The sequence below is a fragment of the Pseudomonas antarctica genome (genome assembly GCF_001647715.1).
In the GTDB taxonomy this organism is placed as follows: Bacteria; Pseudomonadota; Gammaproteobacteria; order Pseudomonadales; family Pseudomonadaceae; genus Aquipseudomonas; species Aquipseudomonas antarctica_A.
The window spans coordinates 91,335-109,538 of sequence record NZ_CP015600.1 but is presented as its reverse complement, the minus strand read 5'-3'; the positions used below and the strand labels follow the sequence as shown (position 1 = coordinate 109,538).

Sequence of the window (18,204 nt, the reverse complement as noted above, 5' to 3'; positions counted from 1 at the left end):
TAAAAAATGGACTTAAAACCAAACCGGCAATGTGGGAGCGGGCTTACTCGCGAAAAAAGTGGTGCGCCAGTCGACGATTCGGCCGACTGAACCACCGCCTTTACGAGCAAGCCCGCTCCCACAATCATTCGCCAGGAAGCTTGTTATGCGTCGCCTGTTATTCGCCTGCCTGTTGTTGGGCTCTGCACACGCCTTCGCCTTTGATCGTCTGCAAGTCGAGGGCTACACCCTGCCCAACGGCCTGCAATTGCTGCTCAAACCGGGCACCGAGCGCGGGCATGTGGCCATCCGCCTGGTCGTAGGCGTGGGCCTGGATGATTTCCGTTGTGATGAAAAGGAGCTGCCGCACCTGCTCGAACACCTATTGTTCAGCGGCATCGACGGCGGCGGCGAAGGCGACCTGGAAGACCGCATGCAAGCCCTCGGCGGCGAGTGGAACGCCTACACCAGCAACGCCGACACCACCTTTGTGATCGAAGCGCCCGCACAAAACCAGCGCAAGGTGCTGGACTTGCTACTCGCGATCATCACCCGCACTGAACTGTCCGATGCCAACATCAAAGCGGCCAAGCAGGTGGTCGAACGCGAAGATGGCGGCCACTACTCACACCTGCAACGCCTGCTCGACCGCCAGGACCTTGGCCACACCGCCAGCAACCAACTGGCCGTCGAACTGGGGCTCAAATGCGCCGAACGTGCGCAAGTCGACCACTTGACCCGCGATCAATTGGAGTCCCTGCGCAAAAATTGGTACGCGCCCAACAACATGACCCTGATCATCGTCGGCGACCTCGACAAACTGCTGCCGGCCTACCTGGAACGCACCTATGGCCAACTCGACCCGGTCGAGCCGAGTGAGCATCTGCCGCTCCCGGAAATCCAGCAGGCCGCCGCCAGCCACCGGGATCTTGTCCACGGCTGGGTCGGTGACAGTGCCAAGCTGCACTGGCTGTTCCCCGAACCGGTACTCGACGATCAACATGATGAAACCTACGACTTGCTCAAGGACTACCTGGACTGGGCGCTCTACCGTCAACTGCGCCTCAAGCACGGTTTATCCTACGGTCCGTGGAGCGAGCGAGAAGTGCTCGGCGGCGTCGGTTTCCTGAGCCTGAATGCCGACCTTGAGCGGGACAACCTGCCCGAAGCCGAACAGGTGCTCCAAAATCTCAAGGCGCAACTGCTCAAAGACGGCCTCGACCCGACGACATTCGCCCGCCTGCAGCAAGCCGCCATCGCCCGCCAGGCCTGGGCAGTGCAAGGCAACAGCGCCCTGGCCGACTATTACTGGAGTGCCTCGGGCGACTACAACAACGGCCATTTCAGTGACCCGGTGAAGCGCATCAAGGCCGTGACCCTGGCACAGACCAATCAGGCGATGCGCCAGGTGTTCGACCAACCGGGCTATTGGCGGGTGGAAAAACCGCTGGTGAGCTATGACACCCTGGCCTGGATCGGCGTCGGTGCGCTTGCGCTGATCGCCAGCGGGTTGATCGGCGTTCGGCTTTATCGCAAACGGATCGCGTAATGAAGCACCGAGCCCAGGCCTAAGACGTTATTCTGTCCGGGTTTTTTCCTACACCCACTGTGAACCGCCCATGCCAAACCTGCCGCCCCTAATCCAGCGCATCCTCGTACTGATCAAGCGCTATCCAGGGGTGATCGCACTCGGCGGTTTTATCTCGGGTGTGTGCAGCTTCATTCTGGTGGATCGTCAGCAAGGCATGGCCAGTTGGATCGCGGTGATCATGCTGGTGAGCTGGCTGTGGCTGATGCTGGAAAACAGCTTTACCCAACTGTTCGCCAAAGTCTTCAAGCGCGAAATCCCCGAACCGCTGCTGCGCTATGCCACCCAGATGATCCACCAGGAAAGTCTGTTTTTTGTGTTGCCGTTCTTTTTCGTCACAACCAGCTGGAACAGTGGCCAATCGATTTTCACCGGCCTGCTCGGTGCGGCGGCACTCGTGTCGATTACCGACCCGCTGTACTACAAGTGGCTGGCGCCCAAACGCTCGCTGTTCCTGGCGCTGCACACCCTGACTCTGTTCGCCGCGCTGCTCACCGCGCTGCCGATCATCCTGCACCTGACCACCGCCGAGAGTTACAAGCTCGCGCTGGGCGTCGCCATGGCATTGTCGATTCCAAGCCTGGCCGCAAGCCTGCCGCTGCGCAGTATCAAAGGCTGGGCGATGCTGCTGGGAGTCACGGCCGCCATTGGCTGCGCCGGTTGGTTCCTGCGCAGCTGGGTACCGCCGGCAACGTTATGGATGACCGAAGTCGCGATCAGCACCCAGCTGCAAGACCGCACGCCGGGCGACGACCTCAAGGAAGTCAGCGCCGCCCAACTGCGCAGTGGCGGGCTGTACGCCTATACCGCGATCAACGCACCGCGCGGGCTGGATGAGCGGATTTACCATGTGTGGAAATTCAACGGCCAAGAGGTCGACCGCATCGCCCTGGATATCCACGGTGGCCGCAAGGAAGGCTACCGCGCCTGGACCCACAAGCAGAACTTCCCGGCCGATTCGATAGGGCGCTGGCAGGTGCGGGTGTTGACGGAAGACGGGCAGGTCATCGGTGTGCTGCGCTTCAAAGTCACTGACACAGCACAAACGGACACGCCAAAGTAGGCCGTATCGTGCTATTACGTAGGGATTGTGGATAGCCAAACAAGCTCGGAGCTTATGACCACTCGTACGACGGCCGGCGCAGCCCATCTCGATTCGTCTACCGTTCCCCCGTTACTCAGGATTACAGGGGACTGGACGCTTGCCCACTATGCAAACCTGAAGAAGCTGTCGGACAAACTCGACGGCCAATACGACGCCGGTGCCCGTATTGACCTTAATGGCCTCGGTGCCCTGGACACCGCCGGCGCGTCGCTGTTGGTCGAGTTGCTGGGACCGGACCGCATCGAGCAATCTGCCGAGCAAACCGACTGCAGCCTGTCCGCCCCCGACCGCGCACTGCTCAAGACCGTCTACCGTTCCCTGAATGATTTTTGTGTGCCGGACAAGGCGCCCGAAGAAACCGCCGGTATCCAGGTGCTGGCACGCATCGGCCGCGCGGTGGACACCGTCTGGCAGGACAGCAATCAGCTGCTCGGCTTTATCGGGGTGATCCTCGAAACCCTCGCTCGCGGCATCTTCCGCCCCAAGCGCTGGCGCATCACGCCGATGGTCGCGCATATCGAACAAACCGGCCTCGACGCCGCGCCCATCGTGGCGCTACTGACGTTTCTGGTCGGCGCGGTAGTCGCGTTTCTCGGCGCCACAGTACTCAAGAGTTTCGGCGCGACCATTTTCACCGTGGACTTGGTGGCGTTTTCTTTCCTACGTGAATTTGGCGTATTGCTCACCGCCATCCTGATCGCCGGTCGTACCGCCAGCGCCTTTACCGCGCAAATCGGCTCAATGAAAGCCAACGAAGAAATCGACGCCATCCATACCCTGGGCCTGGACCCGATGGAGTTGCTGGTTCTGCCACGCGTGATGGCGCTGCTGGTGTCGCTGCCGATGCTGACCTTCCTGGCGATGCTCTCGGGGATTATCGGCGGCGGTGTGGTGTGCGCTGTCGCGCTGGATATTTCGCCGGCCATGTTTCTCTCGCTGTTGCAATCGGACATCGGCGTACAGCATTTCCTGGTGGGCATGGTGAAAGCCCCCTTCTTCGCCTTCTTGATCGCGGCGATTGGCTGCCTCGAAGGCTTCAAAGTCAGCGGCAGTGCCGAGTCGGTCGGCGCCCACACCACTTCCAGCGTGGTGCAATCGATCTTTGTGGTGATTGTGCTGGATGCGGTCGCCGCGCTGTTCTTCATGGAGATGGGCTGGTGAGTCGTCTACACCGTGCGCCCTGCGAGGCGGTGATCGAAGTGCGCGGCCTGTGCAACCGCTTTGGCAGCCAGAGCGTGCACGAGAACCTCGATCTGGATTTGTATAAAGGCGAGATCCTCGCGGTGGTCGGCGGCTCCGGCAGCGGCAAGTCCGTGCTGTTGCGCAGCATCGTCGGCCTGCGTCGCCCCAGCGAAGGCGAAATACGGGTGTTCGGCAAGAACCTGCCAAGCCTGTCGGAACATGAACGCTCGTTGGTGGAACGGCGCTTTGGCGTGCTGTTTCAGAAGGGCGCGCTGTTTTCCTCGCTGACGGTCACCGAAAACGTCGCCCTGCCACTGATTGAGCACGCGGGCCTCAGCCGTGCCGACGCCGAACACCTGGCCGCCGTCAAACTGGCATTGGCCGGGCTACCTCTTTCGGCTGCCGACAAGTACCCGGCGTCACTCTCCGGCGGCATGATCAAGCGCGCGGCCTTGGCACGAGCCTTGGCGTTGGACCCGGACATCCTGTTCCTCGACGAACCCACCGCCGGCCTCGATCCGATTGGCGCAGCGCAGTTCGACCAACTGATCCTGACCCTGCGTGATGCGCTGGGCCTGAGCGTATTCCTGGTCACCCACGACCTCGACACGCTGTACACCATCACCGACCGCGTGGCCGTGCTGGCGCAGAAGAAAGTGCTGGTGGCAGGCGCCATCGATGTTGTCTCGGAAACGAACGACGCCTGGATTCACGAATATTTCCACGGCCCCCGTGGCCGCGCGGCATTGGTTGCCGCTCAATCGCTCAACGAGGTATGACATGGAAACCCGAGCCCATCATGTGATGATCGGTCTGTTTAGCGTGATCGTGGTGGTCGGCGCAATGCTGTTCGGCCTGTGGCTGGCCAAGTCCAGCGTCGACAGCGCCTTCCAGGAATATGAGGTGGTGTTCAACGAGGCGGTCAGCGGCCTGTCCCAGGGCAGCTCGGTGCAATACAGCGGGATCAAGGTGGGCGACGTCACCAGCCTGCGTCTGGACCCGAAAGACCCGCGCCGTGTTCTCGCACGCATTCGCCTGGCCGGGCAAACGCCGATCAAGGAAGACACCCAGGCCAAACTGGCACTGACCGGTATCACCGGCACCTCGATTATCCAGCTCAGCGGCGGTACCCCGCAAAGCCCCGAACTCAAGGGCAAGGACGGCAACCTGCCGGAAATCATCGCGTCGCCATCGCCGATCGCGCGCCTGCTCAATAACAGCAACGACCTGATGACCAGCATCAACCTGCTGCTGCACAACGCCAACCACATGTTCTCCCGGGAGAACGTCGAGCGCCTGAGCAATACGCTGGACAACCTGCAGCAGACCACCGGCGCCATCGCTGAACAGCGCGGCGATATAAAGGTGGTGATGCAGCAACTGATGCAAGTGAGCAAACAGGCGACTGCCGCGCTGGAGCAAACCACCGTGCTGATGCGCAATGCCAATGGCCTGCTCAACGAGCAAGGCAAGCAGGCCTTCGGCAGCGCCGAGCAGGCAATGAAGTCCCTGGAGCAAAGCACCGCGACCATCAACACCTTGCTGACCAACAACAAGGACTCGGTGAACAGCGGCATGCAGGGCCTCAACGAATTGGCACCCGCCGTGCGCGAACTGCGCGAAACCTTGGGTTCGCTGCGCGCCATCTCCCGCCGCCTCGAAGCCAACCCCAGCGGTTACCTGCTGGGCAGCGACAAGAACAAGGAGTTCACGCCATGAAGCGTGCTTACCAAATGATCGCCCCTCTGGCCCTGGCCCTCATCAGCGCGTGCTCGATCTTGCCCAAGCCGGACCCGTCGGACGTATACCGCCTGGCTTCAGCACAAACGAGCAGCCAAGGCACGCCGGTCAGTTGGTCGCTGCGCGTGTCAAAGCCGCAGAGCAGCGAGTTTCTCGACAGCCCGCGCATTGCCGTGGTGCCCAACGGTGACCTGATCAGCAGCTATGCGAACTCACGCTGGAGCGACCCGACCCCGGTGTTGCTGCGCAATCGATTCATGGACGGTTTCCAGCGCGATGGGCGGGTAACGCTGCTGAGCACCGACGAGACCAACCTGCAGGCCGACTACGAGCTGGGCGGCCAGTTGCAGGCGTTTCAGAGTGAATACAGGGGTAATCAGGTGGACGTGGTGATTCGACTTGACGCGCGATTGGTGCGCGGGAGTGATCAGCGGATTATTGCCAGCCGCCGCTTTGAGGTGAGGCAGGCTGCGAGTGATACCAAGGTGCCGGCGGTGGTGGCAGCGTTTGGGCAGGCGGGGGATCAGTTGAATAAGCAGGTGGTGGATTGGGTGGTGCAGCAGGGCAATACTGCTGCGAAACGCTGAGGGCCTCATCGCAGGCAAGCCAGCTCCCACATTTTGATGTGTAAATACATTCAAACAGGTGGGAGCTGGCTTGCCTGCGATAGCAATCTAAGCCTTAACCAAAGAACCAGTAGCACACCGAAATCGCCGCCACGACGCCAGCAAACTCCGCCAGCAACGCACACCCCACCGCATGCCGCGCCCGCTGTATCCCCACCGAACCGAAGTACACTGCCAACACATAAAAGGTGGTTTCCGTACTGCCTTGAATCGTCGCCGCCACCAGTGCCGGGAAGCTGTCCACGCCCTTGGTTTGCATGGTCTCGATCAACAGCGCCCGTGCGGCACTGCCGGAAAACGGCTTGACCATCGCAGTCGGCAGCGCGTCGACAAAGCGCGTGTCCATCCCGCTCCAGGCCACCACATGGCGAATCCCCTCCAGGCCGAAATCCAACGCCCCGGAGGCGCGCAACACACCCACGGCACACAGCATCGCCACCAGGTACGGCAGCAGGTTCTTGGCAACGTCGAAGCCCTCTTTGGCGCCTTCGACAAAGGCCTCGTAGACCTTCACCTTGCGCAGTGCGCCGATCACCAGGAACAGCATGATCAACCCAAACAGCGTGAGGTTGCCGAGTATCGAAGAAAGGCCGGCCAGGGCCGTGGCGGACAGGGTCGCCAGCAGCGCCATAAAGCCGCCCAGCACCAGTGCGCCGGGAATCAGGTAGGCCAGCACCACCGGGTCCCACAGGCGCAGGCGTTGCATCACCGCCACCGAGAGCAGGCCGACCAAGGTCGAGGCACTGGTCGCCAACAGGATCGGCAGGAACACTAACGTCGGGTCCGCAGCACCTTGCTGGGCGCGGTACATGAAGATCGTCACCGGCAACAGCGTCAGCGAGGAGGCGTTAAGCACCAGGAACAGAATCTGCGCGTTGCTCGCAACGTTCGGGATCGGGTTGAGTTCCTGCAACGCCTTCATGGCTTTCAGGCCGATAGGCGTAGCGGCGTTGTCCAGGCCCAGACCGTTGGCGGCGAAGTTGAGGGTGATCAAGCCGATAGCCGGGTGGCCAGCGGGCACCTCAGGCATCAGGCGGCGAAACAGCGGCCCGAGGGCCCTGGCCAGCCAATCGACGATCCCGGCCTTTTCGGCGATACGCAAAAAGCCCAGCCATAAGGTCAGGGTGCCGAACAGCAGCACCATCACTTCCACCGACAATTTGGCCATGGCGAAAATGCTTTCGACCATCGCCGCAAAAATCCCGGCATTACCGCCAACCAGCCACTGCACCAGTGCTGACACCATTGCCACGACAAAGAAGCCAAGCCACAGGCCATTGAGCATCAGTTGAATCCCCCGAAAGATGGAGCGAATGATAACGGGGCTGGCAGAAACGACAAACCCCGGATTTCCCGGGGTTTGTTTCAAATCACTCGCGCATCAGCCGCGGCTGGCCTCGCCGGCCGGCAGCGCTTCTTTGCTGCGCCAGTGTGGCAGGGAGTTCCAGTAGCGCTCGCCCTTGGCGTCATCGTACATGCCTTCCCAACGGGAGATGACCAGTACGGCCAAGGCATTACCGATCACGTTCAGTGCGGTACGCGCCATGTCCATCACACGGTCGACACCGGCGATGAACGCCAAGCCTTCCAGCGGAATGCCCACGCTGCCCAATGTGGCCAGCAGTACCACGAAGGATACGCCCGGCACGCCGGCGATACCTTTGGAGGTGACCATCAGGGTCAGCACCAGCATCAGCTGCTGGCCGATCGACAGGTCGATGCCATACAGCTGGGCGATAAAGATGGCGGCGATGCTCTGGTACAGGGTCGAACCGTCGAGGTTAAACGAGTAGCCGGTCGGCACCACGAAGCTGCAGATGGCCTTTGGCGCACCGTACGCCTCCATCTTCTCGATCACGCGAGGCAACACGGTTTCGGAGCTGGCAGTGGAGTAGGCCAGTACCAATTCGTCTTTGAAGATGCGCATCAACTTGATGATCGAGAAGCCAAACAGGCGTGCGATCGAGCCCAGTACCGCAAAGGCGAAGAACAGGATGGCCACGTAAACCAGGATCACCAGCTTGGCCAGCGGCAGCAAGGAGGCGAAGCCGAAATTGGCAACGGTCACCGCGATCAGGGCAAATACACCGATCGGGGCGTACTTCATGATCATGTGGGTGACTTTGAACATGCTCTCCGACACGCCTTGGAACATGGTCACCAGCGGCTCGCGCAGCTCAGGTTTGAGGCTCGACAACCCCAGGCCGAACAGCACCGAGAAGAAGATGATCGGCAACATGTCGCCGCGGGCGACCGCCGCAAAAATGTTCGACGGGATCAGGTTGAGGATCGTCTCGATGAACGCATGCTCATGCTGTACTTCGGCGGCGGTGGCGGTGTATTTGGAGATGTCGACGGTACCCAGGGTACTCATGTCGATGCCGGCGCCCGGGTGGAACAGGTTGGCAAGCAGCAGGCCGACCACAATAGCGATGGTGGTGACCACTTCGAAGTAAAGGATGGTTTTGACACCGATTCGGCCGAGCTTCTTCGCGTCCCCCACACCGGCGATGCCCACGATCAGCGAGGAAATCACAATCGGGATCACGATCATCTTGATCAGACGAATAAAGATATCGCCCGCTGGCTGCAACACATTGCTGATCCACCAGGCTTTTTCAGCACTGAAATGGTTGAGCACTGCACCGATTGCGATCCCCAACACCAAACCGATGAGGATCTGCCAGGCGAGGCTTAGCTTTGCCTTCTTCATGTCATTACCCTTACTTCAAGTGGACTTAAGGCAAATGCGCCATCTGGAACGCTCGGAAGCGAAAAAGTGTGTGCATCTGCCTCCGTAGAAGGTCACCGCAGCGTGGCCGAAATGGCTTACTGGCAGGCGAAAAAAGGCGCAACTATTCCCATGCAAGGGAGCGACGTCTAATGCCGTAAACGCCTACCCTATGCCGAATCGGCATGGCTTTTTTTGAAAATAACTGTCCGAACGGTCAGTTCAAATACGCCATTTAAGCAGGTGAATATGCCGTGGACCGGCCAATACAGGCTCGCTCAGAGATGTTGGACGACTTCAAGTCACTGGCAAAAATGCCTGGGATTTGATGAGCTTGGCGTCGGAGAAGTCCTATAGCGTGAGCAAAATTTTCTAGATAGAAGGTCGCTCCGACACACCAAGTAATGGTTGGGAGGAGGCAGAAAAGAAAATAGCGGCTATGGACGACATAGAAGATGGGTAATGAGAGTCATAAGCCCGCCGCAAGTTCAGCAAGCTTGAGGACTTGTGAACTTGCGTCGCAGCTTTTCACCTGACCCGGCCCTTGCGCAGGCACTCCCTGTACCCGTAGGTCACGCCGATCTCGATTGATCAGAGCAACCCGGCCCCCTGGTCATGCATCGCCCTTGGCGAGCGATGCAAAAGGAAAGAAACAAAGTGGCTTCTTTCCATGGACGCCAGCTCCGCAGACGACAGATGCGTCAGACGGAACCTAGTACCAATTCGGATCTTTCTTAAGCTGCTCCATCAGCAGCTTCTGCATGCCTTCATTCGGCTTACCCAGGAAACGGTAGTCGGCGTGTCGTGTCGGTGACTTGTCTGCCGGCAGACCTGCCGGGACCTGTACCAACATGGCGTAGGCATGTTTCTTGTTGTAGCTGAACGCAACGACCAAGCGCTTGTTCAGGCACGTGTCTGCTGTCTCGCAGAGCGGCCCGACCAGGTACTTGTCGCCATCTTCCTCCACAGCATTCATTTGTTCGGCCGTACCGGAGAGGTTCATTACCCATTCCGGCAGACGCTCTTCTTTCTTCACAACGCCTTGCCAGGTCTCACGAAACTGTGGATCGGCGCTCAGCAATTCGTTGGCCCGGGTCTGACCGTCATTGGCGGCCATTACCAGACCGCTGCCGCCCAAGAGCAGGGCGGCAGCTATAGCTTTGAGAGACAGAGTGGTCATTTTCAGCCTCGGCCGCGACGACCAAAGAAGAACGAAGCGATGAACATCACCAGGAAGACCACAAACAGAATTTTTGCGATACCCGTGGCAGTGCCCGCGATGCCACCGAAGCCCAGGACTGCAGCCACAATGGCGATGATCAGAAATGTGATTGCCCAACTCAACATGGTGATTCTCCTTACGCTTTTATAGGGGTAACAGCGGTAGTGCCGTGCAGCCGCTCAACTCAAGCGACCTTGTGTTGCCTAGAACACCCAACGTTCTTGAGCTGGCAATTCACCCAGGGTGGAATCCTGGTCAGCCACTCTCAATTGCGGGGCGGTTACGTCGGCGGTAGCGCTGCCAACGGAACGGAAATGGGTTTGAGTCATGAGCGGACGTTCAAATTGCGGGGTTTGTTGCTGACTCTGCTGCCAATGCTGCAGCTGCTGGCCGGCGATCAACGTGACCATCAAGGCCAGGCTGGCGAACAGACCTTGCTGCAAGCGCACTGGCGATACACGCAATTGGCTGCTGAGGCTTTGGCGAGTCATGCTGCATTTCTCCCGCATTCTGATTATTCGTTCATGACGCTGTCAGGAGAGGTATTGCAGGGTGCATGCCAGATTTTTTACAAAATAATACTCAATAAAATCAACATGTTATGAATGCATCAAGGTTATGGAAGCCAGCATCCTGCACGATGCCTCTGTCCAGGCCGTGCGAAATGCACGACCGCCAATGGTCGGATCAACGGATCGAAAGCAGTTGGGGAGTTGCCGAAGTGGCAAGAAGGCATGAAAACGCTATCAATCGGCGTGTTTGTAGGAGAGCGTGAAGATACCTGCGCGAAGACGCCGTTTATCAATCAGAATAAACCATGCAACTTGCCCGATTATTCCGGGACTAAACAGCATCATTCATAGTTAAGGAGCGCGGGACAGATGGAATCAGCCAAGGAACTTCAAGGCCGCATTCTTTTAGTGGATGACGAATCCGCGATCCTTCGCACCTTCCGTTACTGCCTGGAAGATGAAGGCTACAACGTAGCGACTGCCAACAGCGCCGCACAAGCCGATGCCCTGATGCAACGCCAGGTGTTTGACCTGTGCTTCCTGGATTTGCGTCTGGGTGAAGATAACGGCCTGGATGTATTGGCCCAGATGCGTATCCAGGCGCCGTGGATGCGCGTGGTGATTGTCACCGCGCATTCCGCCGTAGACACCGCAGTCGATGCGATCCAGGCCGGCGCCGCCGACTACTTGGTCAAACCGTGCAGCCCAGACCAATTACGGCTGGCCACCGCCAAGCAGTTGGAAGTGCGCCAACTGTCCGCACGCCTGGAAGCACTGGAAGGCGAAGTACGCCAGCCCAAGGACGGGCTCGACTCCCACAGCCCGGCGATGATGGTGGTACTGGAAACCGCACGCCAAGTCGCGGGCACGGACGCCAATATCCTGATTCTGGGCGAGTCCGGCACCGGTAAAGGTGAGTTGGCGCGGGCCATTCATGGCTGGAGCAAACGTTCGAAAAAATCCTGCGTTACTATCAACTGCCCGTCATTGACGGCGGAATTGATGGAAAGCGAGTTGTTCGGCCACAGCCGCGGCGCGTTTACCGGTGCCAGTGAGAGCACGTTGGGCCGAGTCAACCAGGCCGACGGTGGCACGCTGTTTCTCGACGAAATCGGCGACTTCCCGCTCACCTTGCAGCCAAAATTGCTGCGTTTTATCCAGGACAAGGAATATGAGCGCGTAGGCGACCCGGTCACCCGGCGCGCTGATGTGCGCATCCTGGCGGCCACCAACCTGAACCTGGAAGACATGGTGCGCGACGGCCGCTTCCGGGAAGACTTGCTCTACCGCCTCAATGTCATCACTTTGCACCTGCCGCCGCTGCGTGAACGCAGTGAGGACATCCTGACCCTTGCCGACCGCTTCCTGGCACGCTTCGTCAAGGAATACGCCCGACCGGCACGCGGTTTCAGCGACAGCGCGCGTGAAGCCCTGCTCAACTACCGATGGCCAGGCAATATTCGCGAACTGCGTAACGTGGTGGAACGCGCCAGCATCATCTGCCCACAGGAAAAGGTTGAAATCAGCCACCTTGGGATGGCCGAACAACCGACCAACAATGCCCCGCGTATCGGCGCCGCGCTGAGCCTGGATGAGCTGGAGAAAGCGCATATCGGTGCAGTACTCGCCACCAGCGACACCTTGGATCAAGCGGCCCGCACCCTCGGTATCGACGCGTCGACCCTTTATCGCAAACGTAAACAGTACAATTTATGAGCTGTACCTTATGAAGCTTGCGATGAAACTGCGCACTCGGCTATTCCTGAGCATCTCAGCGCTGATCACCGTCGCTCTGCTGGGACTGGTACTGGGACTGGTCAGCGTCATGCAAATGGCCAAGAGCCAGGAGTCGTTGATTCGCAGCAATTTCATCACCCTGGACCTGGGCCTCAAGCTGCGCCAGAGCTTGGGCGACCAGTTGATCCTGATGCTGGAGGATCAACCGGACCCCGCCGCCCTGGAAACCTCGAAACAGCAATATTTCGCCCTGCTGGATCAAGGTGTAGCCCACGAACAGCAAGACGGCAGACCCAGCGGGTTCAGCCAGGCACGCGTCGACTACCTGAACTTCCTCAAGGCGTTCGACGAGGCCCACCAAAGCTCGCTGGCAAACAATAAAAACCAAAAACTGACCGAAACCTTCAATGTATTGCGCAACGGCCTGATCGCCGAACACAAACAAGCGTTGGAGAATATCAACACCAGCGAACACAAATCGCGAGACCGTGCATTGCTGATCGCCGGCCTTTTAGGGTTGGTTGGCCTCGCGGTATTGATCATCGGCTTTGTCACTGCCCACGGCATCGCACGGCGGTTTGGCGGGCCGATCGAAGCCTTGGCCAAAGCCGCTGACAAGATCGGGCAAGGCGATTTCGAAGTGACGCTGCCCATCTCGTCTGCAGCGGAAATGAACCAACTGACGCGCCGCTTTGGCATCATGGCAGAGGCGCTGCGCCAGCATCAGGCGACCAATGTCGACGAATTGCTGGCCGGCCAGCAGCGCCTGCAAGCGGTGCTCGACAGCATCGACGATGGCCTACTGATGATCGACCGCCAAGGCTGCCTGGAACACCTCAACCCCGTGGCGCAGCGCCAATTGGGCTGGGACGAGGCGCGCTTAGGCCAGGGGCTGGGCGAAGCACTGGGCCGCCCGGAAATGGATGAACAACTTCAGTTGGTCCTGCGTGGCGGCAACCTCGAGCGGGCGCCGGAAGACCTGGAAGTGGAAGTCGAAGGCGAATTACGCCTGCTGACCTATAGCCTGACACCCGTCAGCCATACCCAAGGGCACATTCTTGGCGCGGTGATGGTGCTGCATGACGTCACTGAACAGCGCGCCTTCGAACGGGTGCGTAGCGAATTCGTGTTGCGCGCCTCCCACGAGTTGCGCACACCGGTGACCGGCATGCACATGGCCTTCGGGCTGTTCCGCGAACGGGCAAAGTTCCCTGCGGAGTCTCGTGAAGCGGACCTGCTGGATACGGTCAATGAAGAGATGCAGCGCCTGATGCAGCTTATCAATGACCTGCTCAACTTTTCACGCTACCAGAACGGCCTGCAAAAGCTCACGCTCGGGCCATGTGATGTCACCGACCTGCTGGAGCACGCACGGGCTCGATTCACTGAGCCAGCGAATGCACAGAACATCGAGTTATTGGTGGAGGCCCAAGCAGAATTGCCCAGGCTGTATGCCGACCAGGCTCAGTTGGAGCGAGTGCTCGATAACCTTTTAGGCAACGCTTTGCGGCACACCGCAGAGGGTGGCCAGATTCGTCTGCAGGCGCGCCGTCATGGCGAACGGGTGATTATCAGCGTCGAAGATAACGGCGAGGGTATTGCTTACGGCCAACAAGGGCGGATCTTCGAGCCCTTCGTGCAGGTGGGCCGCAAGAAAGGCGGCGCCGGCCTGGGGTTGGCACTCTGCAAAGAGATCGTGCAATTGCACGGCGGCCGCATGGGCGTGTATTCGCGGCCGGGGCAAGGCACACAGTTCTACATGGCGCTGCCGCTGTAATCTGGCTGCTCGGGTTGCCTTGTCACAGCGACACGGACCTCAAAGACCACAATCAAACCTTCGACGCACATGTGAAAAATGTGGGAGCGGGCTTGCTCGCGAAGGCGATTTCAAAGCCAACATTGCTGCCGCCTGACATTCCGCTTCCGCAAGCAAACCCATCCCGCTCCCACGTTGGAATCGGTTTACACGCTTAGCTGCGGTTCAACGCGCGCAGGATCGCGGCACTTTCGGCATCCGGCGTACCATCGAACAGTGATGGACGGAAGTGCATCTGGAAGGCCGCGATCACATGCCGCGTGGCTACATCCAGCTCACCCGTCTGCGGCGTTTGGTAGCCGAGTCGTGCCAGCTCTTCCTGGAACCAGGTAATACTCGGCAGTGCAGCGGCGTACTGCTGCTGGAATCGGGCGACTGCCTGCGCGTCCGGCCACATCCCCAAACCTTCAGCGGCTAGACGCTTCCACGGGAACAGCGGGCCCGGGTCGAGCTTGCGCAGCGGCGCGATGTCGCTGTGGCCGATGATATTCCTGGGGTTGATGCCATTGCGCTTGCTGATGTCCTTGAGCAACACCACCAGCGACTGCACCTGCGCTTCGGAGTACGGATACCACACGCGACCCGTCGGCGTGTCGCGATACCCTGGGTTGACGATCTCGATGCCAATGGAGCTGGAGTTGAGCCAAGTGCGCCCCGTCCACTCGCTTTCCCCAGCGTGCCAGGCGCGCTGGCTCTCATCCACCAGCTTGAAGATGGTGCCTGAGGCGTCGTCGCCAATCAGGTAATGGCTGCTGACCTGGCCGTGCGTCAACAGCGCCAGGGAGCGTTCAAGGTTGGTGGCCGTGTAGTGAACAATGACGAACTGCACGCGGTTATCGTGGTTCATCGAAGGGTGGTTGGTGTCCAGGCGCGGGCCGCTGGCGCAGCCGGCGAGGAGGAGAAACACAAAAGCGACGTACAAGGATTTCATGGCAAAGGCATTACACTGAAGACGATAATGCAACAGTGTAACGTACCGTTTAAGGCCCGGCGGCCAAATCCGGGCTTTTAAACAAAATGGAACATTTTTTACGCCGCCTGTACCCGGTTACGTCCGGCAGCCTTGGCCCGGTAAAGCGCCTCATCGGCGCGCTTGAGCGCCAAGTCACTGCGCTCACCTGGCTGAAACTGCGCCAGGCCCATGGACATGGTGATCGTCACCGGCTCGCCCTTGAAGTGGAACGGGCACGCTTCAATCGCTGCGCGCAGCCCTTCGCCCACGGCCAAGGCATCCTCCAAGGCGGAGTCAGGCATCAGCAACACAAACTCCTCACCGCCGAAGCGCGCGATAAAGTCGTTGGGGCGCAGGTTTTTGCGCAACACATTGGCGATGATTTTCAGCACCTTGTCACCCGCCAGGTGACCGTAGCCGTCGTTGATACGCTTGAAGTGGTCCAGATCCAGCATGGCCAGTGACAGGCTATTGCCGCGCTGGTGCCAGGTATTCACTTCATGGTCCAGGCGCTCACTCCATGCAGCACGATTGGGCAGGCCGGTGAGCGGATCGATCAAGGCCTTCTGGCGTTGTACCTCCAAATGCTCGCGATAGCCCTGGGCCTCCTGTTCCATGTTTGCAACCCGCTCAGCCAAGCCCTTCAGCCGCGCCGCGACCTCCTGCTCGCGCTGGTCACGCTGCTGCTGGTGTTCGTCCATAGTGCCGAGCAAGCCTTCAAGATGGCTTTCCAGCACTTGCTTGAGGCTGTCCAGGTCGGCCGCGTCCTGCACGCTGCTTTGCAGGCCGTCGACCTGCTCACGGATCTGCGTATCCAGTTCCCGCGCGGCCGAGCGGCTGTCCGCGTGGCCATCACTGGCCACCTGCAGATGACCCTGGAATGCCTCGAGGCGCTCGTTGAGCTGCTTGAGGTAGGCTTCGAACTCATGCTGGCCGCTGTCGGTAATCGCCAGCATCAGAACCGCCAGGTCATCAAGGATCGGCAGCAACTCGTACCAGTTCAAGCCGTGGGCCAGGCGTTCGCGCATGGCTTCGGCTTGGGGCCGGTGGCGCTCGGGCAGTGACAGATCATCCAGCAAGCCGAGCAAGGTGCCTTCGATATGACTGGCGACCGAGCTATAGGACGGCTCGGGCGAATCGGGCAGCGCGTAAACGCCGTCCGATTGCAGCGTATCCGGGTCAGGCTCCGGGCTTTCCTGCACCGGAGGTAGCGACAGGCTGCCGATGGAGGTTTCGTCCGGGGTATCGACCAGAGCCTGCGGGACCTCGATAAACGCGGCGAGTGCGCTCTCGGGAACGGCTTCCTCTGCTTCGGGTTCAGGTGCTGCGGCAGGCAGAAGGGTGGGTTCCGCTGGCGCCGGGGCCTCAAAGACAAACGTTTCGGCGGCAACCTCTGCGGCTTTGACAGGCTTGATCGGTTCAGGCTGCGTCGCGACCGGGGTCTGCGGCAACGGCGCGAAGGCGCGCAAGGCGTGTGTCAGTTCTTCGGATTGCGCAGGTTCCTGAGGCTCAGGTTTGGGCGCGGCGGGGACGGGGGCGGGTTTCGGCGCAGCCAGCTCCGGCGTAGGCAGTGGCGTAGCTTGGGCCACCGGCACTTCATTCGAAACATCCTTCGCGCCAAATAGACGTTGCAGCAGGCCCGGCCCAGTGCGCGTGGTTTCGCCGTCCGGCTCCAGGTTACTCAGCGCCTGCTCTTGCAGGCTGCTCAGCTCACTGAGCAACAGCGGGATCTCACGCGCCTGCCCGACGCGACCCTCCAGCTGCTTGGCGAAGGTTTTCAGCGGTCGGGCCACCTCACGCGGCAGTGGCAACTTCTGTAACTGCATAACCAGGGCGGTGAGCGCGGTGCTGATCTGGTCGACCCGGGTTTCGCGGCGCTGCTCCGAGTCGAGCACGGCTTTTTCCAGGCGCGGCAACAACGCGGCGAGAGCGGCGTCCATGTCGTCCGTACGCACGACGTCGCGCATCTCTTTCATGCATTGATCAACCGCGCGGTCGGTCCCTTCAGCCGCCAGCGTGCTGCGCACCAGCCCTCGCCGCAGCAGGTCAAGGCGGGCGGCCCAGCGACGTTCGAGCTTGTCTTGCTGCTCGACGCCTTTCAGGTATTTCTCTTTCCAGCGCTGGGCGTCGTCGCTCATGCAAGGGGTCCGCGAGGGCTGGGGCTCAACGCGGGTAATGCATCAGCCGTGAGCGAACCCGGCAGACGAATCTCTACCGCGACCGGCAGGTGATCGGAGATGGGCTGCGCCAGCACCTGCACGCTTTCAAGCGTAAGGGTCGGGCTAAGCAGGATATGGTCCAGGCAACGCTGCGGGCGCCAACTGGGAAACGTGGCTTCGACTTGCGGCGCCAGTAACCCGAGGTCACGCAACGGAGAATTCTGCAACAGGTCATTGGCATGGGTATTCATGTCACCCATCAGTACCTGATGCTTATAGTTGCCAATCATTTCACGCACGTAGGCAAGCTGCAGGTTGCGCGCACGCCCCCCGAGCGCCAGGTGCATCATTACCACCACCAAGGCTTCCGGGCCTTCGCCGAATCGCACGAGGATCGCCCCACGGCCCTTGGGGCCTGGTAATGGGTGATCTTCGATAGCGGTCGGTTTCAGGCGACTCAGCACGCCATTGCTGTGCTGCGCCAGGCGCCCTAGATTGCGGTTGAGTTGCTGGTACCAGTAGGGGAACGCGCCAAGCTGAGCCAAGTGTTCCACTTGGTTGATGTAGCCAGAGCGCATGCTGCCGCCGTCAGCTTCCTGCAGGGCGACCAAGTCGAAGTCGTTCAGCAGGTTGCCGATCTTTTGCAGGTTAACCGCACGCCCGTTATGCGGCAGCAGGTGCTGCCAGCCCCGGGTGAGGTAGTGCCGGTACTTCTCGGTGCTGATGCCCACCTGGATATTGAAGCTGAGCAGGCGCAAGCGGCTGTCTGCCGGCAGGCCTGTGGACTCCAGGTGATGTTCGTTGACCTGCGCATCATGCAGGCCAACGACACGTTCAGTACCCCAGCGGCGCATG

16 protein-coding genes are annotated in these 18,204 nt (G+C 60.0%); 8 read left to right on the top strand and 8 right to left on the bottom strand.

Annotated features, from left to right (window positions below):
* Nucleotides 1–145: 145 nt before the first annotated feature.
* From A7J50_RS00510 to A7J50_RS00485, 6 genes are all read left to right on the top strand, one after another.
* Nucleotides 146–1,528 (top strand): M16 family metallopeptidase, encoded by a 1,383-nt coding sequence (locus A7J50_RS00510; protein WP_064450067.1) that lies wholly within the window; start codon nt 146–148, stop codon nt 1,526–1,528.
* Between the two features lie 70 nt (nt 1,529–1,598).
* The gene (locus A7J50_RS00505) at nt 1,599–2,630 is read left to right on the top strand and encodes a DUF5924 family protein (RefSeq protein WP_064450066.1); all 1,032 of its coding nucleotides are present in this window, start codon (nt 1,599–1,601) and stop codon (nt 2,628–2,630) included.
* A gap of 54 nt (nt 2,631–2,684) precedes the next feature.
* Nucleotides 2,685–3,833: an ABC transporter permease gene (locus A7J50_RS00500; protein ID WP_064450065.1), complete on the top strand. Its 1,149-nt coding sequence runs from the start codon at nt 2,685–2,687 to the stop codon at nt 3,831–3,833.
* On the top strand, nt 3,830–4,633 hold the full coding sequence (locus A7J50_RS00495; protein ID WP_064450064.1) for an ABC transporter ATP-binding protein: 804 nt from the start codon (nt 3,830–3,832) through the stop codon (nt 4,631–4,633). The genes A7J50_RS00500 and A7J50_RS00495 overlap by 4 nt, the downstream gene beginning before the upstream one ends.
* A 1-nt stretch (nt 4,634) precedes the next feature.
* Nucleotides 4,635–5,573 carry an MlaD family protein gene (locus tag A7J50_RS00490; RefSeq protein WP_053253687.1) on the top strand — a complete coding sequence of 313 codons (939 nt, stop codon included), beginning with the start codon at nt 4,635–4,637 and terminating at the stop codon, nt 5,571–5,573.
* A complete protein-coding gene (locus tag A7J50_RS00485; RefSeq protein WP_064450063.1) occupies nt 5,570–6,181 on the top strand; it encodes an ABC-type transport auxiliary lipoprotein family protein in 612 nt (203 codons plus the stop codon). Before A7J50_RS00490 ends, A7J50_RS00485 begins: the two co-directional genes overlap by 4 nt.
* A gap of 94 nt (nt 6,182–6,275) precedes the next feature.
* Here A7J50_RS00485 and A7J50_RS00480 read toward each other — a convergent pair whose 3' ends face one another.
* The 5 genes from A7J50_RS00480 to A7J50_RS00465 form a co-directional block, all read right to left on the bottom strand.
* The gene (locus tag A7J50_RS00480; protein ID WP_064450062.1) at nt 6,276–7,505 is read right to left on the bottom strand and encodes a nucleoside recognition domain-containing protein; all 1,230 of its coding nucleotides are present in this window, start codon (nt 7,503–7,505) and stop codon (nt 6,276–6,278) included.
* A gap of 96 nt (nt 7,506–7,601) precedes the next feature.
* A complete protein-coding gene (gene gltP / locus A7J50_RS00475; RefSeq protein WP_064450061.1) occupies nt 7,602–8,933 on the bottom strand; it encodes a glutamate/aspartate:proton symporter GltP in 1,332 nt (443 codons plus the stop codon).
* 730 nt (nt 8,934–9,663) lie between these two features.
* Nucleotides 9,664–10,131: an inhibitor of vertebrate lysozyme family protein gene (locus A7J50_RS00470; RefSeq protein WP_064450060.1), complete on the bottom strand. Its 468-nt coding sequence runs from the start codon at nt 10,129–10,131 to the stop codon at nt 9,664–9,666.
* Nucleotides 10,132–10,133: 2 nt separating this feature from the next.
* Nucleotides 10,134–10,298, bottom strand: coding sequence for a DUF1328 domain-containing protein (locus A7J50_RS30215; RefSeq protein ID WP_003170804.1), 165 nt, complete (start codon nt 10,296–10,298; stop codon nt 10,134–10,136).
* A gap of 78 nt (nt 10,299–10,376) precedes the next feature.
* On the bottom strand, nt 10,377–10,664 hold the full coding sequence (locus A7J50_RS00465; RefSeq protein WP_064450059.1) for a hypothetical protein: 288 nt from the start codon (nt 10,662–10,664) through the stop codon (nt 10,377–10,379).
* A gap of 390 nt (nt 10,665–11,054) precedes the next feature.
* Between A7J50_RS00465 and algB the strand changes: the two genes are divergently transcribed.
* Both algB and A7J50_RS00455 read left to right on the top strand, forming a co-directional pair.
* Nucleotides 11,055–12,401, top strand: coding sequence for a sigma-54-dependent response regulator transcription factor AlgB (gene algB, locus A7J50_RS00460; RefSeq protein ID WP_053253681.1), 1,347 nt, complete (start codon nt 11,055–11,057; stop codon nt 12,399–12,401).
* Nucleotides 12,402–12,411: 10 nt separating this feature from the next.
* Nucleotides 12,412–14,199, top strand: coding sequence for a KinB sensor domain-containing domain (locus A7J50_RS00455; RefSeq protein WP_064450058.1), 1,788 nt, complete (start codon nt 12,412–12,414; stop codon nt 14,197–14,199).
* Between the two features lie 193 nt (nt 14,200–14,392).
* Here A7J50_RS00455 and A7J50_RS00450 read toward each other — a convergent pair whose 3' ends face one another.
* The 3 genes from A7J50_RS00450 to A7J50_RS00440 form a co-directional block, all read right to left on the bottom strand.
* The gene (locus A7J50_RS00450) at nt 14,393–15,169 is read right to left on the bottom strand and encodes an N-acetylmuramoyl-L-alanine amidase (RefSeq protein ID WP_064450057.1); all 777 of its coding nucleotides are present in this window, start codon (nt 15,167–15,169) and stop codon (nt 14,393–14,395) included.
* A gap of 98 nt (nt 15,170–15,267) precedes the next feature.
* Nucleotides 15,268–17,328, bottom strand: a complete 2,061-nt coding sequence (locus tag A7J50_RS00445) for a GGDEF domain-containing protein (RefSeq protein WP_064450056.1) — start codon at nt 17,326–17,328, stop codon at nt 15,268–15,270.
* Nucleotides 17,325–18,203: an endonuclease/exonuclease/phosphatase family protein gene (locus tag A7J50_RS00440; RefSeq protein ID WP_064450055.1), complete on the bottom strand. Its 879-nt coding sequence runs from the start codon at nt 18,201–18,203 to the stop codon at nt 17,325–17,327. Before A7J50_RS00440 ends, A7J50_RS00445 begins: the two co-directional genes overlap by 4 nt.
* Between the last annotated feature and the right edge of the window lies 1 nt (nt 18,204).